Genomic DNA, 17,691 nt, shown 5'->3' with positions numbered 1-17,691 from the left:
TCCTTCCCCGCCAGTTATTTTCCCATGACGCCGCGCAACGCGGACTTGATCCGCCGCAGGGCGCCGATGGGCATCACCATCAGTGCCACGGTGCGCGCGAGGCCAAGCCAGGTGTGGATGCTGGTCCAGTCGGCATAGTCCCATTGCAGGCGCAGGCGGCTGTTCAACTGACGCTTGCGCGAACCGCCGGAAATGGATTCCGTCATCTCGATGGTGCGGTAGAGAAGTTGCGGCACGTTGCCCATGCGATAACCGTTGGCATTGGCCCAGAACTCCATGGCGTAGTCTTCGGCTGCCGGATAGGCCGTGGAATAGGCCTTGAATGCGCGCAGGAAATCCATGCGGAACATGATGGAGGCGTGAGTGAGCGGCGCGTTGTAACGCAGGCGCCGGGCGCAGCCTTCCGGCGTTTCAGGATTGAGCACGTCGATCTTCAGGCCAGTCACTTCGTATTCGTAGCGCACATGGCTGCTGATGACGGCGATGTCCGGATGTGATTGCAGGTAGGCCTTCTGGATGGCGAAGCGGTCGTCCATGTTGATGTCGCCGTTATCGACACGGGCGACAAAGGCGTAGTCACCCTTCAGGATCTCTGCGAGGCCCGCGTTCAGCGCGCCCGTGATGCCGGCATTCTGGGGCAGTTCGATGAGGCGATAGTCGATGCCCTTCAGGAGGGCGTGGTAGTCGGGTTTCGTCTTGCTGCCATCGTCGACGAGATAGAGACGGCACGGCACGGTCTGGCGGCGGATGCTGTCGAGGGTCATCACGAGTTCTGCTGCGGGATTGTACACCGGCATGAGCACGGCGATATCAGGAGCGGTCATGGTCATTCAGTGATCCGAAAGGGGGCTGCGGCGGAGGAGCGAAAAGACCGAAGGGTCGATTCCGATTTCCCGGCGCAGGAGATGGATGGCGAGGAGATTCCAGATGGCGATGCCAAGGGCGCTGGCCGCTGCCGCCGCGATCATGCCGTAGCGCGGCACGAAAACGAGTTGCAGGGCAATGACGAGGGCATAGACCACCGCCATGACGCGGAGATAGGTCCATTCGAGTTTCGTCATCTGCATCAGATAGGCTGAGGGACCGGCGATGGCATCCACGGTGAAGCCGAGGCCGAGGATGATCAGGACACCGTAGGCTTCGACGTAGGCCGGATCGAAGATCGCCAGCAGCATGTTGCCGAAGAGGGCGAGGAAGCCCAGTCCGGCCAGCGTTGTCACGGCGATGGCCAACGCAAGGAGGCGGCAGATGCGTTGCAGTTCCGCCATGCGCCCGGCATGGAAACTGGCGGCCATCATGGGTGCGGCCACCATGCCGCCCGCGATCATGGCGAGGCCGAGGAGGCTGGCGGTCTTCTGGGCCGCGAAATAGGCGCCGGCCTGTTCGGCCCCCAGCGTGCTGCCGACAACGATCACGTCGAACTGCTGGATGAGGGCGTAGAGGACGCCGGAAAACCAGAGAGGCAGCAGCGGGCGGGCCCATGTCTTCCAGTCAGTCTCAGCCGTGCCGGTTCCGGTCAATTGCCGGCTGAGGCTGATGTGCTTGTAGAGTTGCGCTCCGCAGACGACCAGCATGATGGCCAGACAGGCATAAACCGCGGTGCGGGCATCGGCGACGCCAGAAGTCTTCAACACCGCAAAGGCGAGGAGTGGCGCGAGGATGCGCCAGCCGATGTCGCGGGGCGCGAGTGCCCAGATGGTGTTGCCCTGGGCGCGAAGCGCGCCCGAGAAATAATCACCGAAGGAGAAGGTCGCGGCGAGGAGTGCGGTGAGAAGCCAGGCTTCCGCGAAGCCCAGGGTAGAGGTCATCACGCCGAGCAGGCTCAGAGCTGCGCCGAGCGCCGTGACCAGCAGCGCAGCGGCCAGGAGCGTACGCAGGCTGAAGCGCACCAGGCCGCGCGCCTTGGCGCTCTCGTGCCGCTCCATGTGCAGAGGCCAGAAGCGCATGACATGGGTGGGAAGGCCAAGGCCGAACAGCGCCGAAAGCAGCACGGCGAGATTGAGGCTGTAGCCGAAGTAGCCGTATTCCGTGGCATGCAGCATGTTGGCGAAGGCGACCAGCATGAGATAACTCGTGCCGGCGCTGGCGACCTTGATGAACAGGGCAATCGCGCCGCTGCTGAAGAGGCGCGATGCGAGGCTGGGGCCTTGTGCGTGATCGGCGGGAAGCGGCGTCATGGTGCGGCGCCTCTCCTGATGTCTTTGAGATTCCAGCCGGCGGCGATCTCTTCGAAACTGGGCGGGCGGATGCCGTAGGCAAGGCTCGCGGCGAAGAAGCCCCAGACGAGTCCCGTCATCCAGTAGAGGTGGCGCCAGTGTTCGGTATCGATCTGCACGCCCTGGAAGGTGACTGCGATGTAGCAGCTGTAGACGGGGATGGCGTAGGCCTGGAATGGCGTGCGAGCGAGGATCGTGCGGAAGCCGACGACGATGCTGGAGAGCACGAACAGCATGAATGAAAAGCCGCCCAGCCATCCGCCCGAGGCAAAAGAGTTGAGGAAGGTGTTGTGCGGCGCGAGGTTGTACATCGCCACGAACTGGTAGGGCCCGAATCCAAAGGGCAGTTGCATGAGCTTCGGAATGGAGTTGAGCTGGTTGCCGAAGCGGCCTGTTTCGCCCGCGTCGTAATCCTTCACCAGTGTGAAGCGGTCGAGGAAGAGTTCGCGCGTGGCGGGGATGGACAGGAGTATGACCAGGATGACGGCGAGCAGTGCAATGCCGAGGACGGCAGAAAAGACGATACGGCCGCGAAGCTGCCGCGATGGCGAGAGGAGGTAGGTGAGGCCGATGGTCATGGCGCAGGCCATCAGCCCGTTGATCCAGGCGCCGCGCGAGAAGGCGAGGAAGAGCGAAGCGAAGATCATCAGGAAGCTGATGATGGCAATGGGGCGCAGGCGCAATGTGCCGAGGATGAAGGCTTGCAGCATCGTCACCATGGGCAGCACAAGCCAGGTGGAGAAGACGTTGGGGTCCTTGTATCCGCCAAGTGCACGGCCACCGAAATCAGGAAAGTAGGTGTAGAGCGGTTCGACCTTGAAATAGCTGACGAGACCGAGGAATCCGCCGATGGTGGCGCCCACCCAGTACGCCTTCGCTATCTGCTGATAGCGCACCAACGGGTCTTCGCTGATGTAGGCGGCGAAGAACACGCCGGACATGGTGGTGTAGACGAGGCCGAAGATGAAGGCCTTCGAATCCAGCATGTCGTAGGGGATCATCGTGTAACTGATGAGGACCGAGACGTTGTAGGTGAGGAGCAGGAGGAACAGCGGCATGATGGCCGGCGTAAAACGCAGGCCGCCCGTGAGGCAGAAGGCCAATGCCAGCATGAAGAACAGGTCGCTGGGGGCGGGTTCCATCTTCACGAAAAACGAGGTGATAAACACCATGCTGACCAGAATGGCCCGCACCTTTGCCGCCGTGAGCCCAAAAAGGGCCGGGGCTGTGGGTGTGGGGGCAAGGGTCATGGTCAATATGCGTTCTTGGTGTTGAACAAAGCCAGCGGAGTTCTTGCCAAGATGTAAAGATCGAAGGTTAACGACCAGTTTTCGATGTAGTGGAGGTCGTGCTCGACGCGGGCCAAAATCTTCTCCTCCGTGTCGGTTTCGCCGCGCCAGCCGTTGACCTGGGCCCAGCCGGTCATGCCGGGCTTCACCTTGTGGCGGGCGAAGTAGCCCTGCACGGCGTTTTCATAGAGGGTTCCCGCTGCGCTGGCGCGGGTGGCGTGGGGGCGGGGGCCGACGAGCGAGAGGCTGCCGTTCAGCACGTTGAAGAGTTGCGGCAATTCATCCATCGTCGTCTTGCGGATGAAGCGGCCGACGCGGGTGACGCGCGGATCATCCTTGGTGACGAACTTGCGGGCGTCCACATCCGCCTGGTCGGTGTACATGGAGCGGAACTTGTAGACTTCGATCAGTTCATTGTTGAAGCCGTAACGCTTCTGCTTGAACAGAACCGGTCCCTTGCTGTCGAGGCGGACGGCGAGTGCCACCAGTGCCATGAGCGGCGACAACAGGAGCAGGGCGAGGCCCGCGATCACACGGTCTTCCACGGCCTTCAGCAACGGCCCCCAATCGCCCAGAGGCTTGTCGAAGAGGTCCAGCAGGGCGAGGTTGCCGATGTAGGAATAGGCGCGGGGACGGTAGCGCAGGCGCTGGGCGTGGGCGCTTAGGTGAATGTCCACGGGGAGAATCCACAGGCGCGAGACGATGGTCATGAGACGCGACTCGGCGGTGACGGGCAGCGTGACGATGAGCGTATCGACGCGGGTGTTGCGTACAAAGCCGACGAGATCATCAATGCTGCCCAGCTTGCGGAGGCCGCGGGTTTCCATGGGGCTGCGGTCGTCGTTGCGGTCGTCGAACATGCCGACGAGCGTGATGCCGGTGTCATGGGAATGCTGGAGGGCGGCAATTGCCTGCTCGGCATCCGTGCCGCCGCCGACAATGACGGCGCGGCGGTTGAGCTGGCCGTGGGCGTTGAGATGGCGGACGACGGCGGCAATGGCCACACGGATGATAAGTACCCAGCCCAGACCGGTGATGCCCCAGGCGAGAAACCATGCGCGAGACAGGTTGTGGCCCATCTTCATGGCAATCACCCCCAGCGCCACGGCGGCGAAGAGGCAGACCCAGACGAGGGCAATGCGGGTGGAGGTCCGCAACGGATTGAGCAGGACATCGAGTTTGTAGAGCCCCGCAATCTGCGACGTGATGGGAAACCCCAACGTCATGGCGCCAACGATGGCGGCATAGAACAGTGGTGGCGTGGCGAGTTCCAGCCCCGGGTAAAGCGCCAATTGTGCCACGGCGGCCGCGAGAATGGCCGTTGCCTCGATCAGGCGAATGAGGGCGATCGCCACGCGCGGCGCCACGAAGGGCTTGGCGTTCACCAGTTCCACGGGAACATCCGGAGGGAAGCCGTGATCCTTCAGCTTGGAGAGATCAACGGGACTTGCCGACAAGATTTGGCGGGGATCGAATTTCATTTGCCGTGCACCACTTTGAGACAAGAAGCCTGTCAGTGGGCAAGGGGAGCAAGCACAAGGCCGGACGCGAGATCCGTTCACCACGCCTGTCCAGCATGGTGAACCAAGTGTTAACGGCCCAGGGTTCCGTAGAAATTCGTGATGGTGCCGGCCATGGTGGCAACCGAATAGTGCTGGTGCATGGCTTGTGAAAGGTCTTCCGCCTTCCGACGGGCAAGTGCCGGGTTGGCGAGAACCTTGCGAATGGCATCCGCGATGGCGGCGGCATTGGGTTCGCAGAGCATGGCGCCGGGAAGCACTTCCGGAATGCCACCCACATTTGTGGCAATCATGGGCACGGCGGCGGCCGCTGTCTCCAGAACGACATAGGGGAAGGACTCGTTCCGGGATGGGACCAGCATGAGACGGCCCAGCGACAGCGCCTGGCGAATGGGCAGGCGGCCCGCAAAAGCGACGCGCTCCGACAATCCCATGGATTTCGAAAGGTTGGTGAAGTTTTCCAGTTCCGGGCCATCGCCAACAACCGTCAGGGTGATGTTGCCGATCTCGCGCACGGCAGCGAGCAGCATGTCGATGCCCTTGAGGTGGCGGACTTCGCCCACGAAGACGAGATCGGTTGCATGGGCGGCGGGACGGACGGCCTGGAACTCGGCAGGCCACAGGCCGTTGTGCGCAACCACGGAGGGCTTGCCAGCGAGCCCAACCTTCGCAGCAAAGAGTTGCTTCTCATAGTCGCAGACGAAGACAAAGCCGCTGCCCATCCGCGCGAGGATTTTCTCGGTTCCGAGAAAGATTGCTCCGGCGGGGCTGCGCCAGGCATAGTGCAGGCTTCCGCCATGGGGCGAATAGACCGAGGGAATGCCCAGCTTGCGGCCCACGAGCCGGGCGAGAAGGCCGCCCTTGGCGCCGTGGCCGTGGATGATGTCGAAGGTGCCCGCCGCTGCATGACGCCGGACGGCGGCCATGACGGCCACATCCGATGGGCCGGGCAGGCGAGAGATCGCCCGTGTGGCGACGCCTCCGGTGCAGAAGGCGCGGCAATCGGCAAGCTGGCGTTCGGCATTTGCGCCGCCAGTTGAGGAATCACAGAACAGGCCAACGTCATGTCCGAGGTCGGACTGGCCCTGTGCGAGGTCGCGCACGTGACGGAACAGGCCACCCACGGGGCTGCGGAAGACATGGAGAATGCGCACCAGCCTGCTCCGGATCAGAACCAGCGTTCGCGGATGAAAACGATGTCGCCGGGATAGACCTGGGTGGTCACGGGCACCTTGTAGGTCTTGGTGCCAGTGGCGGTGCGCCGCGTCATGAGGACGGCACCCTGGTCGGCGCGCGGACTGTAGCCGCCAGCGGTGGCGATGGCCTGCTGCACGGTCAGCCCACCTTGATAAGGGAAGGAACCTGCCGTGGTGACTTCCCCCATGATGTAGAAGGGACGGAGATTGATGGGCTGCACCGAGACCTTGGGATCACGGAGGTAGCCGGCCTTGAGGCGGCGGACGATGAGCTGCTCGATGTCGCCACTGGTGAGGCCTGCAACGGGAACGGACTGCACATAGGGCAGGGAAAGGACGCCGGACGGATCGACGACATATTCGCCGGTAAGGTCCGTTTCTCCGGCGACGCGGATGCTCAGGCGGTCTCCTGCGCCGACACGGTAGCCTGTGCCGAATTCATAAGCCGCGGCGTGTCCCTGTGTTGCAAAGGGGGGCAGCGCGCCGACGTTGTTGTGATCGGGCAGTTTGGTGATCGAGGCGACGGCGTCCGGGCCTTCAGCAAGCTGGTCTTCTGCGGTGATGCCAGTGCCGCCGGGAGGCGAGGCGGGTCCATCAGTTTCCCACGTATTGGCGCACGCCTGAAGCATCACGGCCACAACGATCAAGGAGAGAAAACGCATTGGACACCACATTCACACTAACTGCACGCAGGAGGGATGCCGCCTGCATGATTGGGCAAGGCATAAGCAATCATGGTGAACAATGACTTAAGCCCACGAGGGTGTTCGCGTTAATGGAATGGAAACCATAAAGTCCGAAACGTCAGGGTTGCGGAGCGCGCCAGCCTTCCGAGTCGTTTGTCTTATTCGTGTTTGCGTTTCAGGGACGTCATGCAGCAGCCTCTTCCGCCAACATCCAGCCTCAGCATCGCGGATATCGCGCGCGGCATGGTGCGCCGGCCTCTTCTCATTCTCGCGTGCCTCGGCCTTGGTGGCCTCGCAGGCCTCGGCATCCTTGCAGTCAACGCGCCGCAATATGCAAGCGAGTCGCAGATTCTCGTGGCCAACCTTTCGACGCCGTTCGACCGCCCCAACAACACGCAGGAACAACGCAGCGACCAGATCGACGACCGCTTCGTGACCTCGCAGGTTTCCGTGCTGAAGTCGGAAGACCTGGCGCAACGTGTTGTGAAGCAGCTGCAACTGGAAGGGCAGGGCGAGTTTGATCCGCTGCGCAAGGGCGTGGGCAAGGTCAAAAAGACAATGCTGGCCATGGGCTTCGGCACTGACCCGCGGTTGATGAGCGGCGAGCAGCGCGCTGTCGAGCACCTGATCAAGAATGCGTCGATCTATCAGATCCCGCTGTCGAACGTGATTGTCGTCCGCTATGCTGCACTTGACGGCAAGACGGCTGCGGCGGTGGCGAACGCGCTGTCCGAGACTTATGTCTTGTCAACGCGCGAAAGCCAGTCCGGCCCCAATGCGCGCGCCCGTGACTGGCTGGGTGGGCAGATTGACGTCTTGCGCCAGAAGGTCTCGGCCTCCGCAGCCGCCGTGGAGACATTCCGCGCAGAAGCGGGATTGCTGAAAGGCCAGACATCAACGCTGGGCACGCAGGAGATTTCCGAACTCAACACCCAGATCACGCTGGCCGAGGCTGCAAGCAGCGAGGCCCGTGCCAAGGCCGACGAGATTTCCTCCATGCTGGAGAGCGTCGGCTCTGTCGATGCTTCCGCCGATGTCCTCAACAACACGGTGGTGCAGCGCTTGCGCGAGCAGCAGGTTGCGGCGATGCGCAAGGTTTCGGAATTGTCCGCGACGTATCTTCCCAGCCATCCCAAGATGATTGCGGCAAGCCGCGAGCTTTTGGGGGTTGAGAAGCAGTTGCGCCGCGAAGCGCTTCGCGTTGTGGATTCCTTGCAAGGCCAGGCGAAGGTGGCCGAGGCGCGAGCCGAAAGCCTGCGCAAGGGACTGGAACAACTCAAGTCGCGTGAAGGCGGTGCACTTCAGAGCGATGTGAAGCTGAAGGAGCTGGAGCGTGAGGCCGCGGCGGATTCCGCGCTGCTTGAAACCATGCTGGCGCGCTATGCCGATGCAAACGCGCGGCAGGACCTCAACCTGCAACCGGGTTATGCACGCATCATCCAGACGGCGAGCGTGGCCGCTGTGCCGTTCTTCCCGAAGGTCGGCCCGACACTGATGCTGACACTTCTCGCGGGTCTCACGGCCGGCCTTGGGCTTGCGTTTCTCTTTGAAGTGATCCGGCAATCGGGCCGCGTTGCCGAAGCAGCAACACCGGTGGCCGGTCCGCAGGCGGAACGTGCCATGCCTGCCGTCGCGCATGTGATGCAGGGCCGGGCGGATGTTTCCATTCCGCCGCTGGATATCGTTGTTGACGAGGCAGACGCGGCAATCATGCGGCGCGCCATGACAGTGGCGCCGGTGCAGGCGGCTGCGCCGGAACCTGTGCCTCAATTGCTGGCTTCGCTTCCCGTCGTGCCGCAGTTGATCAAAGCCTTTGTGCAGCTCGACAATGTCGATGCCGTTCCGGAACTGGCCGAACCGCTTCAGCGCATGGCTGCTGCCATTGCCGACAATGCGGGCAAAGGTGTTGCAAAGTCCTATGCGCTCACCAGCATCGGCGGCACGTTCGATACGGCCTTTGCCAGCGTGGCGTTGGCGCGCGCCCTTTCTGCCCGCAAGCTGAAGACCATGCTGCTGGATATTTCACCGACACGCCCCAACGTGCAGGACCTCATGGCGCTGACGGACGGGCAGGGGCTTTGCGAATTGCTGGCCGGGCAGGCCGACGTGGCCAAGGTCATCGTGCGCGATCACAAGAGTGCGGTGCAGGTGATGCGGCTGGGGATGCCGGGAGCCATCGTGCCGTCACAAACGCTGGCGGCGCGCATGCCTGCTGTGCTGGCCTCGCTGGCGCAGGTGTATGACGTCATTCTCGTCAATGCCGGTGAAGCGTCGGCTGCCACGCCGGATGCGGTGCAAGGGATGGCTGCGATGATCTTTCTTGCGTCTGCTCAGCGGCAGAAGGACGCCGTGGCCGCCGCCAAGACTTTGTCGGCACGGGGCATACGGCAGGCCTATTTCGTGAAGCTGGATACTCATGTTGCTGATGGCGCGCTGAAGGCGGCGAGTTGATCGTAACTGCCGCACCCGTCCGTTAAGGAATCCGTTACGGGGGGTGTGGTCTTTTTCCCGCCGCATGTCTGCTTCCACGACACTTCTGCGTTTGACTTTCGAGGCTCTGCACCGCACCGGTGCGGCTGTTGCGTTGCGCCCTTGGGCACAGGGCCTGGGTGTGATCTTCTGCATGCATTCCGTGCGGCCCGCAGTTGCTGCGCCGGATGGCTTTTCGCCCAACAGCGGCTTGTCCTCGACGCCGGAATTTCTCGATGCGGCGCTGACCATGTTGCAGGCGGCGGGCTATGAGTTCCTGTCATTGGACGATGCCTTGCTGCGGATTGCAGGCAAGACGCAATCGCTGCGCCCGTTCGCCGTGTTCACGCTGGATGACGGCTATCGCGATAATCTGGTGCATGCCCTTCCGGTGTTTGCAAAGCATGATTGTCCCTTCCTCGTCTATGTGGCGCCCGGTTTTGTGGATGGCAGCGCTGAGATGTGGTGGCTGGCGCTGGAACGCATGATCGCCGCGGGGAGCGGAGAAATCAGCATGCCCGGTGCATCAGCTGTCCTTGATGGAAGCGCTGCGGCGAAGGCGAAGGCCTGGGGAGCCCTGGCGCCCACGCTGCAGGCGATGCCGGAACATGTGCAACGGCAGTGGGTCCGTGAGGCGTGTGAACGTCACGGTATCGATCTCCGGCAGATGTGCCGTGATCTGATCATGGACTGGAATGAGGTGCGGCGCATGGCGGAGCATCCGCTTGCGACGATCGGTGCGCATACCAACAATCACTTTGCGGTGTCCCGCTTGCCGGAAGACCAAGCGCGTGCGGAAATCGCGGATTCAGGCCAGCGGCTGCAGCGCGAGCTCCAACGGCCCGTTCGCCATTTTGCCTTTCCTTATGGCAACGTGGGGCATGCGGGGCCGCGTGACTTCCGCATGGCGGCGGAAGCCGGCTATGCCAGTGCCGTCACCACCCGCATGGGGGCCGTATATGCTGACCATGCGGCACACATTCATGGATTGCCGCGCGTGATGGTGTCGAGCAAATATGACCGGATGCACTGGTTGAAGGTGCTGGCGTCAGGGCTTCCGGGGCGCATGAGTAACATGGGACGGCGGCTGAACGTCGGCTAGACGGGATCGGGCCTGGACATCCACTTGATGATGATCATGGCAACAGGCACCCAGGCCACGCCCGCGATCACATAGTACGACAATTCCGCAAGCATGCCGTGGCCCACCACATATTGTCCGCCAATGGCCATGGCGACGAGGGCATAGAGGGCAATCCAGAAGACGGTGGCAAAGGTGCCTATGAGCTTGCGCGTGCGGAGGGTCATGGCCTCTCCTTATCGCCGCGGGCGGGTGCGGGGAAGGGGCGCACGTGCGCCCCCGATGGATGGCTTGAAGCAATCCGGGGCAGGCTCTATCTGGCTGGAATGATACCCGCTCCCACCCGTATGCCTCCCGCCGTGTCCATCTGGCTCTGGGCCGTCGCCTTCCTGATCTTCTGCATGGTGATTGTTGGCGGGGCGACGCGCCTCACCGACAGCGGTCTTTCGATCACGGAGTGGAAGCCCATCCTCGGCGCCATACCGCCGCTGACGGAGGCGGACTGGCTGCAGGCATTCGAAAAATACAAACTCATCCCCGAATACCAGGTGCAGAACCGCTGGATGTCGGTTGCAGATTTCAAGTTCATCTACTGGTGGGAGTGGAGCCACCGTTTCCTCGGCCGGATGATCGGCGCCGTGTTCCTGCTGCCGCTTCTCTATTTCGCGGCCATCAGGGCCATACCTCGCGCCATCTGGCCGCGGCTGGTGCTGCTGTTCGTGTTGGGGGGTGCGCAGGGTGCGCTCGGCTGGTTCATGGTGGCGTCCGGCTTGAGCGAACGGATTGATGTGAGCCAATACAGGTTGGCGGCGCACCTCACCTTTGCGGTGGCGTTGTTTGCGGGCGTGGTGTGGACGGCGCTGGGATTGAACCGTACGCGGCAATGGGCTGCGACGGCAGACAATCTTCTCGCCGCCGGTTTGATCGGCTTGATCTTCCTGCAGATCGCGGCGGGCGGGTTTGTTGCAGGGCTGGATGCGGGCTTTGCCTCCAACACCTGGCCCATGATGAATGACGAATGGATTCCTGCCGGAATGTTTGTCACGGAACCGCAGTGGAAGAACCTGTTCGAAAATGCGCTGACGGTGCAGTTCAACCACCGGCTCATCGCCTACGTGATCCTGGCTTACGTCCTGTGGATGGCGCGGCGTTCACCCCGCACCGGCTGGTTCGTGGCGGCGGCGGTGTTGATTCAGATGGTGCTCGGGATCATGACCGTTGTGCACGGCGTTCCGCTCAGCGTGGCGCTGATGCACCAGGGCGGGGCGTTGATCGTGCTCGCCCTCGCCCTGTGGCATCTTCACATGCGTCTGTTGCGGCCCGCGGGCCTTGCAGCCTATGCCATGGCCTGATCGAGATCACCGATGATGTCGGCCACGTCCTCGATGCCGATCGAGAGGCGGACGACATCCGGGCCTGCGCCCGCCTTCACCAGCTGATCCTTGGAAAGCTGGCTATGTGTGGTGGAGGCAGGGTGGATGATCAGCGAGCGCGTATCGCCGAGGTTGGCGAGGTGCGACAACATCTTCACCGATGACACCAGCTTGATGCCGGCGTCGTAGCCACCCTTGAGGCCGAAGGTGAAGACCGCGCCCGCACCGCGCGGGGCGTATTTCTTCTGCAGCGCGTGATGCTTGTCGGATGGCAGGCCGGCATAGTTGACCCACGACACCTTGGGGTGCTTGGCCAGCCATTCCGCCACCTTCAGCGCATTGTCGCAGTGGCGCTGCATGCGAAGCGACAGGGTTTCCATGCCGGTGAGGATGAGGAACGCGTTGAGCGGCGCAATGGCCGGACCAAGGTCGCGCAGGCCCAGGACGCGACAGGCGATTGCGAAGGCAATGTTGCCGAAGGTCTCGTGCAGCTTCATGCCGTGGTAGCTGTCGTTCGGTTCCGAGAGGAGCGGATACTTGCCGCTCTTGGACCAATCGAAATTGCCGCCATCAACGACGACGCCACCCATGGAATTGCCGTGGCCGCCCATGAACTTGGTGAGGGAGTGAATGACGATGTTGGCGCCGTGCGCAAACGGCGTGCACAGGTAAGGCGTGGCCAGCGTATTGTCCACGATCAGAGGCACGCCTGCCTTCTGGGCGATCTTTGCAATGGCGGCAATGTCGGTGATGCGGCCACCGGGATTGCAGATCGACTCCACGAAGATCGCTTTGGTCTTGGGAGAGATCGACTTTTCAAAACTTGCCGGGTCTTCGCCGTCAGCCCAGACGACATGCCAGCCGAAGGATTTGAAGGAATGGTTGAACTGGTTGATGGAGCCGCCGTAGAGCTGGCGCGCCGCCACGAATTCATCGCCCGGCTGCATGATGGTGTGGAAGGCCAGCAACTGCGCGGCATGTCCGGATGCCACGGCAAGGGCAGCCGTGCCGCCCTCCAGCGCCGCCACCTTGGATTCCAGAACCGCCTGGGTGGGGTTCATGATGCGGGTGTAGATGTTGCCGAAGGCGCGCAGGGCAAAGAGGTCGGCCGCGTGCTGCACGTCGTTGAAGACGTAAGCCGTGGTCTGATAGATCGGTGTTACCCGCGCGCCGGTTGCGGGGTCGGGGGCACCGCCGGCGTGAATGGCAAGCGTGTCAAATCCGGGTGTCTTGTCGGCCATGTGATCCTCCATCATGTGCCGCAAAACTAGAACGCCTGCGCCGATTGCGCAATTGCGTTCAGCGGAACATCATGCGCCGCATCAGGCCGTCCTTGTCGATGAACTGGTGCTTGAGGGCGGCCAGCACATGAAGCGCAATGAGGATTTCGGCGAGAGTGCCCGTCAGTTCATGCAACTCGCCCGTCCATTCCCCCAGGTTTGGCCAGACATCCAACGGGAAGAGTTTGAAGAATGAGATAGCCTCGGGGTTCACGCGTTCGGCGCCATAGGGGGCGAGGGCCATCCAGCCGAAAAGCGGAATGAGAAGTGTGAGCAGATAGAGCATGCCGTGCAGCGCCGCGGTGGCCTTCACCTGCCAACCCGGCATGGACGGCAGCGGCGGTGCGGGGTGGCTGATCCGCCAGGCGATGCGCACGAGGCTCAGGATGAGAACGAGAATACCCAGCGACGCGTGGGCCGTGGGCTGCCAACCCGCGAGGGATTCGCCGCGATGCACCTTGATGTAATCCTCGCCGGGAAAGAGCAAAAACAGGACCAGCAGCGCGATGATCCAGTGGAGTGCAATGGCCACGTTGGTGTATTTGGCGGAAGCGAGGGCAGGTGCTGTCGTCATGGTCGTCTCGATTGTGTTGCGGCGGCGCGGCGCCAGTTCCCGATGATGCGCTACGTCTTCTTTACACCGAGTCCCAGGCTTTGCATGCGTCCGCTCTCGTGCAATTGCTGGCGGCGCGACGAAATGAAGCCGGGATCGCCGCCGACCCAACCCCATTCGCCCGAGAGCTTGCCATATTCCATCTTGGGGCAGCGGTTCATGACGACTTTCAGGCCGGCGGCCTCGGCCTTGGCGGCCGCGGCATCATTGCGCACCTGCAACTGCATCCAGATCACTTTCGGCTTATCGGGCAAGGCCAGCGCCTCGTCGACAATGGCTGCTGCCGCATCGGCATTGCGGAAAATGTCCACCATGTCGATGGGGCCGGGAATGTCGGCAAGGCTTGCGTAGACCTGACGGCCGAGCAACTCCTGGCCGGCAAGGCCCGGGTTCACCGGATGGACGGTGTAGCCTTTGTCGATCAGATACTTGGTGACAAGATAGGAGGGGCGCACCGTGTTGGCGGATGCGCCGACCAAGGCAATCGTCTTGACCTCCTGCAGGATGGTTCGGATGTAGTCGGGGCTGTAACTGTCGTGGTTCATTGGGGTGTGGCCGGCAAAATGACGTGACCGCTGCTGTCAATGGTGATGAAGGGATTGTGCGCCACTTCCCAGAGATGGCCATCGGGATCAGCGAAGTATCCTGAATAACCGCCCCAGAAGACCTTGTGCGGCTGTTTCACGGCAGTCGCGCCGCAGGCCAGCGCATGGGCAAAGATGGCGTCGGCCTCGCGGTCGCTTGTGGCGTTCCAGGCCAGGCTCACGCCCCGGAAGGCGGGCGGTACCGTTGGTGCAAGCCCGGCATCGGCGGCGAGGTTGTCGTGGCCGAAGAGGGCGAGCACCGTGCCATTGATATCGAAAAAGGCGACGGAGTCGTTCCCCATTGTGTGCGGTGTGAGACCGAGCCTTTCATAGAACGAACGGGATACCGCGAGGTCGCGCACACCAAGGGTCACGAAGTTGAGGCGCGGCGCATGAGGCTGTGTCACAGCGGGGGCCAGTGCGGCTTGCGCTTGCTGATGAAGGCATCCAGGCCTTCGCAGGCCGCGCCGTCGAGCATGTTGCGAGTCATCACCGTGGCCGTGAAGGCGTAGGCGTCCTCCAGCGGCATGGCGCGTTGTTCGTGGAAGGCGCGCTTGCCATAGGCGATGGCGGATTGGGATTTTCCGGCGATGCGCTGTGCCAGTGCCGAGACATGCGCTGTCAATTCGTTCTGCGGGACGATGGCGTTCAGCAGTCCGGCGCGCGCGGCGAAATCGGCGTTCATCACGTCACCGGTCAGAAGCATTTCCATGGCCTGTTTGGCGGGCACATTGCGCGACAGCGCCACCATGGGCGTGGAGCAGAACAGCCCGATGTTCACACCGGGTGTGCAAAATCTGGCGCGTGAAGAACCGTACGCCAGGTCGCAGGTGGCGACGAGTTGGCAACCGGCGGCACTTGCGAGGCCATCCACCTCGGCGATCACGGCGCAGCGGTGGCGGGCGATGCTTGTCATCAGCCGGGCGCATGTGGCGAAGAGGGCAGCGAAATAGGCTTCGCCCTTGTCCGCATCGGCGCGGCGGGCCGTGAGCTGTTTCAGATTGTGACCGGAGGAGAAGACGTCGCCAGCCGCTGCAATGATGATGGCACCGATGGCATGGTCTCCTTCCGCGTCGTCCAGCGCGGACTGAAGTTCGGCCATCATGGCTTCGGAGAGGGAGTTGCGCGTTGGCGTGTCGTTCAGCGTGAGACGAAGTACTGCGCCTTCCCGCGCCATGCGCAGGTGCGTGGTCATTCCTCTTCGGTCTCGAGCATCTTGAGTTTTTCGGCGTAGACCGGATCCTTCATCATCTCGTCCACGACCTTGCGGTTGTTGTCCGAGGGGATCATGGCGCTGAGGGCCTGAACCATACGGTCGCGCATGTCCTGGGCCATTTCCGTGTCATTCTTCACTTCCTCGATCTGCTGCTTGAGATCGGCCGTCTGGTCGTCGAGGAGGTTGGTGTAGGCGAAGCCGACGGTGGTGATGGTGGTGTTCCACTCATTCGCTGTGCCGAAGCCGAAGCTCTTGATGTCGGCCTCGAAGGCCTTGCCCTGGGCGTCCTGGTCCACGAAGTCCTGGAGGTTCTCGTAGTTCTCCAGCGGCGCGTCCTTATACTTGTCGTGGACGAGCACATAGGCATCCATGGCCTTGCGGGCGGTGTCGGGCGTCAGTTCCACCACCTCGACAGTCGGGATTTCGCCAACGCTGAATCCTTCCTGACCTTCCGGCGAGAGATCGGGAAGCACTTCATCCGGAGTGGGTTCCTGCTGGGCGGCACCAGGTGCCGGTGCTGCCGGCGGCGTTCCAGGCGGAGTCGCCGGGGCTGCCGTGGCTGGAGGTGTGGTAGCCGGTGCAGGGGGAGCAGGCGGCGCTGTGGTGGCAGGCGGCGGTGCCGGAGCAGGCACGGCCGGCGCGGGCGTGGCGGCGGGGGTCTGCTGCGCCACCGATTCGTCCGGTGACACGAATTCATCCCAATAGCTGGGGGGCAAGGGCGGGAGGTCTGTGGAAGCGGGAATACGGGCAAAAGCCGCCGGGGCCATGCCCCACGCGACGAGCAACGCCACACTTGTCAGACCGGCCTTGCAGCCCACGGAACGCATGAGCCCATCTCCCATTCGGCGCGGAGGATAGGCGACAACGCGGCGGGGTGCCAGTGGCATTGACAGTGTTTTCAGGGAAAATGTAAACTGCGCGGGTAATATGTTACCACATAGAAAAAACGCCTGTTTACGCCGCTTTCCGTTGACATGGTGGGGGCCCTCGACTATCAGCCGCGACGAACAGGCGCCATTGTTAGAGATGGCGTCTCTCGTTTTCCGGCCACTTTGAAAGTTCCAGAGATGAAAACCTATACCGCAAAAGCTGCGGACATCCAGAAGCAGTGGGTGCTGATCGACGCGGAGGGCCTCGTTGTCGGCCGTCTCGCCACCGTCATCGCCAACCGTCTCCGCGGCAAGCACAAGACCACCTTCACGCCCTCCATGGATTGCGGTGACAACATCATCGTCATCAATTGCGAGAAGGTTCTGCTCACGGGCAAGAAGCGCGACCAGAAGAAGTACTACTGGCACACGGGCTTCCCGGGCGGCATCAAGGAACGGGTCGCCAAGGACTATCTCGATGGCAAGCATCCGGACCGCGTGCTCGAAGCCGCTGTCCGCCGCATGCTGCCGGGTGCTTCGCTGAAGCGCCAGCAGCTTACCAATCTCCGCATCTACAAGGGCGCCGCCCATCCGCACGAGGCACAGAACCCTGTGAAGCTCGACGTGAAGGCCATGAACGCCAAGAATTCTGCAAGGGGCTAATTGACCATGGCTGAAGCAACAACACTCGCCAACCTGGGCCAGGCCATGGGCCTCGGCTCCGCGCCGGCCGCGGCTCCTGTCACGCCGGCCAAGCCCAAGCTCGACAAGCAGGGCCGCGCCTATGCCACCGGCCGACGCAAGGACGCCACGTCGCGCGTCTGGGTCAAGCGCGGCAAGGGCAAGATCACCGTCAACGGCAAGGCGATCGAGCAGTATTTCGCCCGCCCGGTTCTGCGCATGATCGTGCAGCAGCCGCTGGTCACGTCGAACCGCCTGAGCGAACTGGACATCGATTGCACCGTCGTCGGTGGCGGTCTTTCCGGACAGGCCGGTGCAGTGCGCCATGGCCTTGCCCGTGCCCTTACCAATTTCGAGCCGGAACTGCGTTCGGCCCTCAAGAAGGGCGGCTTCCTCACGCGCGACAGCCGCACGGTGGAACGCAAGAAGTATGGCCGGGCCAAGGCCCGTCGCCGCTTCCAGTTCTCGAAGCGCTAATCTGCTTCCCATACCAGTTGCGAAAGGCCGCCTTCCGGGGCGGCCTTTTTGCATTTGGCACAGCGACACAACCAGAAGAAGAGTGATAGCGGATTTTTAACCACGTGCGGATACGCTGTCGCTTTCTGAGTTTGTGTGATG

19 protein-coding genes are annotated in these 17,691 nt (G+C 62.5%); 5 read left to right on the top strand and 14 right to left on the bottom strand.

The annotated features are described in order from the left end of the window. Nucleotides 1-14 precede the first annotated feature (14 nt). From IPM06_15465 to IPM06_15440, 6 genes are all read right to left on the bottom strand, one after another. Nucleotides 15-830, bottom strand: a complete 816-nt coding sequence (locus tag IPM06_15465) for a glycosyltransferase (GenBank protein MBK8771819.1) — start codon at nt 828-830, stop codon at nt 15-17. Further along, nucleotides 831-2,177, bottom strand: coding sequence for a lipopolysaccharide biosynthesis protein (locus IPM06_15460; GenBank protein MBK8771818.1), 1,347 nt, complete (start codon nt 2,175-2,177; stop codon nt 831-833). It lies immediately after the preceding gene. Further along, nucleotides 2,174-3,466 (bottom strand): hypothetical protein, encoded by a 1,293-nt coding sequence (locus tag IPM06_15455; GenBank protein ID MBK8771817.1) that lies wholly within the window; start codon nt 3,464-3,466, stop codon nt 2,174-2,176. Before IPM06_15455 ends, IPM06_15460 begins: the two co-directional genes overlap by 4 nt. Before the next feature lie 2 nt (nt 3,467-3,468). Beyond that, entirely contained in the window at nt 3,469-4,986 is a 1,518-nt protein-coding gene (locus IPM06_15450; protein ID MBK8771816.1) for an undecaprenyl-phosphate glucose phosphotransferase, read from the bottom strand. 110 nt (nt 4,987-5,096) lie between these two features. Then, nucleotides 5,097-6,179: a glycosyltransferase family 4 protein gene (locus IPM06_15445; GenBank protein MBK8771815.1), complete on the bottom strand. Its 1,083-nt coding sequence runs from the start codon at nt 6,177-6,179 to the stop codon at nt 5,097-5,099. Nucleotides 6,180-6,193: 14 nt separating this feature from the next. Next, nucleotides 6,194-6,883, bottom strand: a complete 690-nt coding sequence (locus tag IPM06_15440) for a polysaccharide export protein (protein MBK8771814.1) — start codon at nt 6,881-6,883, stop codon at nt 6,194-6,196. A 210-nt stretch (nt 6,884-7,093) separates the two neighbouring features. Between IPM06_15440 and IPM06_15435 the strand changes: the two genes are divergently transcribed. Continuing rightward, nucleotides 7,094-9,358: a hypothetical protein gene (locus tag IPM06_15435; protein ID MBK8771813.1), complete on the top strand. Its 2,265-nt coding sequence runs from the start codon at nt 7,094-7,096 to the stop codon at nt 9,356-9,358. Between the two features lie 544 nt (nt 9,359-9,902). Here IPM06_15435 and IPM06_15430 read toward each other — a convergent pair. Next, complete coding sequence (locus IPM06_15430) at nt 9,903-10,121, bottom strand: hypothetical protein (GenBank protein ID MBK8771812.1); 219 nt, start codon at nt 10,119-10,121, stop codon at nt 9,903-9,905. Between the two features lie 46 nt (nt 10,122-10,167). On the opposite strand from IPM06_15430, the gene IPM06_15425 reads away from it, so the two are divergent. Continuing rightward, the gene (locus IPM06_15425) at nt 10,168-10,377 is read left to right on the top strand and encodes a hypothetical protein (protein MBK8771811.1); all 210 of its coding nucleotides are present in this window, start codon (nt 10,168-10,170) and stop codon (nt 10,375-10,377) included. A gap of 97 nt (nt 10,378-10,474) precedes the next feature. Here the strand turns inward: IPM06_15425 and IPM06_15420 are convergent, their stop codons facing one another. After that, nucleotides 10,475-10,684, bottom strand: coding sequence for a DUF2842 domain-containing protein (locus IPM06_15420; protein MBK8771810.1), 210 nt, complete (start codon nt 10,682-10,684; stop codon nt 10,475-10,477). A 99-nt stretch (nt 10,685-10,783) separates the two neighbouring features. Here IPM06_15420 and IPM06_15415 point away from each other — a divergent pair, with 99 nt between their 5' ends. Next, nucleotides 10,784-11,809, top strand: coding sequence for a COX15/CtaA family protein (locus tag IPM06_15415; GenBank protein MBK8771809.1), 1,026 nt, complete (start codon nt 10,784-10,786; stop codon nt 11,807-11,809). On the opposite strand, the gene IPM06_15410 is transcribed toward IPM06_15415, so the two are convergent. From IPM06_15410 to IPM06_15385, 6 genes are read right to left on the bottom strand one after another with little or no spacing between them, the layout of a single operon-like run. Beyond that, complete coding sequence (locus IPM06_15410) at nt 11,794-13,071, bottom strand: O-acetylhomoserine aminocarboxypropyltransferase (protein MBK8771808.1); 1,278 nt, start codon at nt 13,069-13,071, stop codon at nt 11,794-11,796. The two genes, IPM06_15415 and IPM06_15410, sit on opposite strands and share 16 nt — an antisense overlap. A 58-nt stretch (nt 13,072-13,129) precedes the next feature. Continuing rightward, nucleotides 13,130-13,684, bottom strand: coding sequence for a cytochrome b (locus tag IPM06_15405; GenBank protein MBK8771807.1), 555 nt, complete (start codon nt 13,682-13,684; stop codon nt 13,130-13,132). A 50-nt stretch (nt 13,685-13,734) separates the two neighbouring features. Beyond that, a complete protein-coding gene (locus IPM06_15400; protein MBK8771806.1) occupies nt 13,735-14,268 on the bottom strand; it encodes a CoA-binding protein in 534 nt (177 codons plus the stop codon). Beyond that, complete coding sequence (locus IPM06_15395; protein ID MBK8771805.1) at nt 14,265-14,714, bottom strand: VOC family protein; 450 nt, start codon at nt 14,712-14,714, stop codon at nt 14,265-14,267. The genes IPM06_15400 and IPM06_15395 overlap by 4 nt, the downstream gene beginning before the upstream one ends. Further along, a complete protein-coding gene (locus tag IPM06_15390; protein MBK8771804.1) occupies nt 14,711-15,502 on the bottom strand; it encodes an enoyl-CoA hydratase in 792 nt (263 codons plus the stop codon). Before IPM06_15390 ends, IPM06_15395 begins: the two co-directional genes overlap by 4 nt. After that, nucleotides 15,499-16,350: a hypothetical protein gene (locus IPM06_15385; protein MBK8771803.1), complete on the bottom strand. Its 852-nt coding sequence runs from the start codon at nt 16,348-16,350 to the stop codon at nt 15,499-15,501. The genes IPM06_15390 and IPM06_15385 overlap by 4 nt, the downstream gene beginning before the upstream one ends. Nucleotides 16,351-16,590: 240 nt before the next feature. On the opposite strand from IPM06_15385, the gene rplM reads away from it, so the two are divergent. Together rplM and rpsI are read left to right on the top strand one after the other, a co-directional pair. Further along, nucleotides 16,591-17,055, top strand: a complete 465-nt coding sequence (gene rplM / locus IPM06_15380; GenBank protein ID MBK8771802.1) for a 50S ribosomal protein L13 — start codon at nt 16,591-16,593, stop codon at nt 17,053-17,055. 6 nt (nt 17,056-17,061) lie between these two features. Further along, the gene (rpsI, locus tag IPM06_15375) at nt 17,062-17,550 is read left to right on the top strand and encodes a 30S ribosomal protein S9 (protein ID MBK8771801.1); all 489 of its coding nucleotides are present in this window, start codon (nt 17,062-17,064) and stop codon (nt 17,548-17,550) included. Nucleotides 17,551-17,691 lie beyond the last annotated feature (141 nt).

Source organism: Hyphomicrobiales bacterium, assembly GCA_016710435.1.
Classification (GTDB): Bacteria; Pseudomonadota; Alphaproteobacteria; order Rhizobiales; family Aestuariivirgaceae; genus Aestuariivirga.
Note: the sequence above shows the minus strand (reverse complement) of the source record. Positions and strands in the feature narration are given on the sequence as shown.

What these genes read in the sequence shown, in the direction of transcription:
- IPM06_15465 (MBK8771819.1), bottom strand. Translation starts at nt 830, where the DNA reads ATGACCATGACCGCTCCTGATATCGCCGTGCTCATGCCGGTGTACAAT.
- IPM06_15460 (MBK8771818.1), bottom strand. Translation starts at nt 2,177, where the DNA reads ATGACGCCGCTTCCCGCCGATCACGCACAAGGCCCCAGCCTCGCATCG.
- IPM06_15455 (MBK8771817.1), bottom strand. Translation starts at nt 3,466, where the DNA reads ATGACCCTTGCCCCCACACCCACAGCCCCGGCCCTTTTTGGGCTCACG.
- IPM06_15450 (MBK8771816.1), bottom strand. Translation starts at nt 4,986, where the DNA reads ATGAAATTCGATCCCCGCCAAATCTTGTCGGCAAGTCCCGTTGATCTC.
- IPM06_15440 (MBK8771814.1), bottom strand. Translation starts at nt 6,883, where the DNA reads ATGCGTTTTCTCTCCTTGATCGTTGTGGCCGTGATGCTTCAGGCGTGC.
- IPM06_15435 (MBK8771813.1), top strand. Translation starts at nt 7,094, where the DNA reads ATGCAGCAGCCTCTTCCGCCAACATCCAGCCTCAGCATCGCGGATATC.
- IPM06_15430 (MBK8771812.1), bottom strand. Translation starts at nt 10,121, where the DNA reads ATGCGCACCGATCGTCGCAAGCGGATGCTCCGCCATGCGCCGCACCTC.
- IPM06_15420 (MBK8771810.1), bottom strand. Translation starts at nt 10,684, where the DNA reads ATGACCCTCCGCACGCGCAAGCTCATAGGCACCTTTGCCACCGTCTTC.
- IPM06_15415 (MBK8771809.1), top strand. Translation starts at nt 10,784, where the DNA reads ATGATACCCGCTCCCACCCGTATGCCTCCCGCCGTGTCCATCTGGCTC.
- IPM06_15410 (MBK8771808.1), bottom strand. Translation starts at nt 13,071, where the DNA reads ATGGCCGACAAGACACCCGGATTTGACACGCTTGCCATTCACGCCGGC.
- IPM06_15405 (MBK8771807.1), bottom strand. Translation starts at nt 13,684, where the DNA reads ATGACGACAGCACCTGCCCTCGCTTCCGCCAAATACACCAACGTGGCC.
- IPM06_15400 (MBK8771806.1), bottom strand. Translation starts at nt 14,268, where the DNA reads ATGAACCACGACAGTTACAGCCCCGACTACATCCGAACCATCCTGCAG.
- IPM06_15390 (MBK8771804.1), bottom strand. Translation starts at nt 15,502, where the DNA reads ATGACCACGCACCTGCGCATGGCGCGGGAAGGCGCAGTACTTCGTCTC.
- IPM06_15385 (MBK8771803.1), bottom strand. Translation starts at nt 16,350, where the DNA reads ATGCGTTCCGTGGGCTGCAAGGCCGGTCTGACAAGTGTGGCGTTGCTC.
- rplM (MBK8771802.1), top strand. Translation starts at nt 16,591, where the DNA reads ATGAAAACCTATACCGCAAAAGCTGCGGACATCCAGAAGCAGTGGGTG.
- rpsI (MBK8771801.1), top strand. Translation starts at nt 17,062, where the DNA reads ATGGCTGAAGCAACAACACTCGCCAACCTGGGCCAGGCCATGGGCCTC.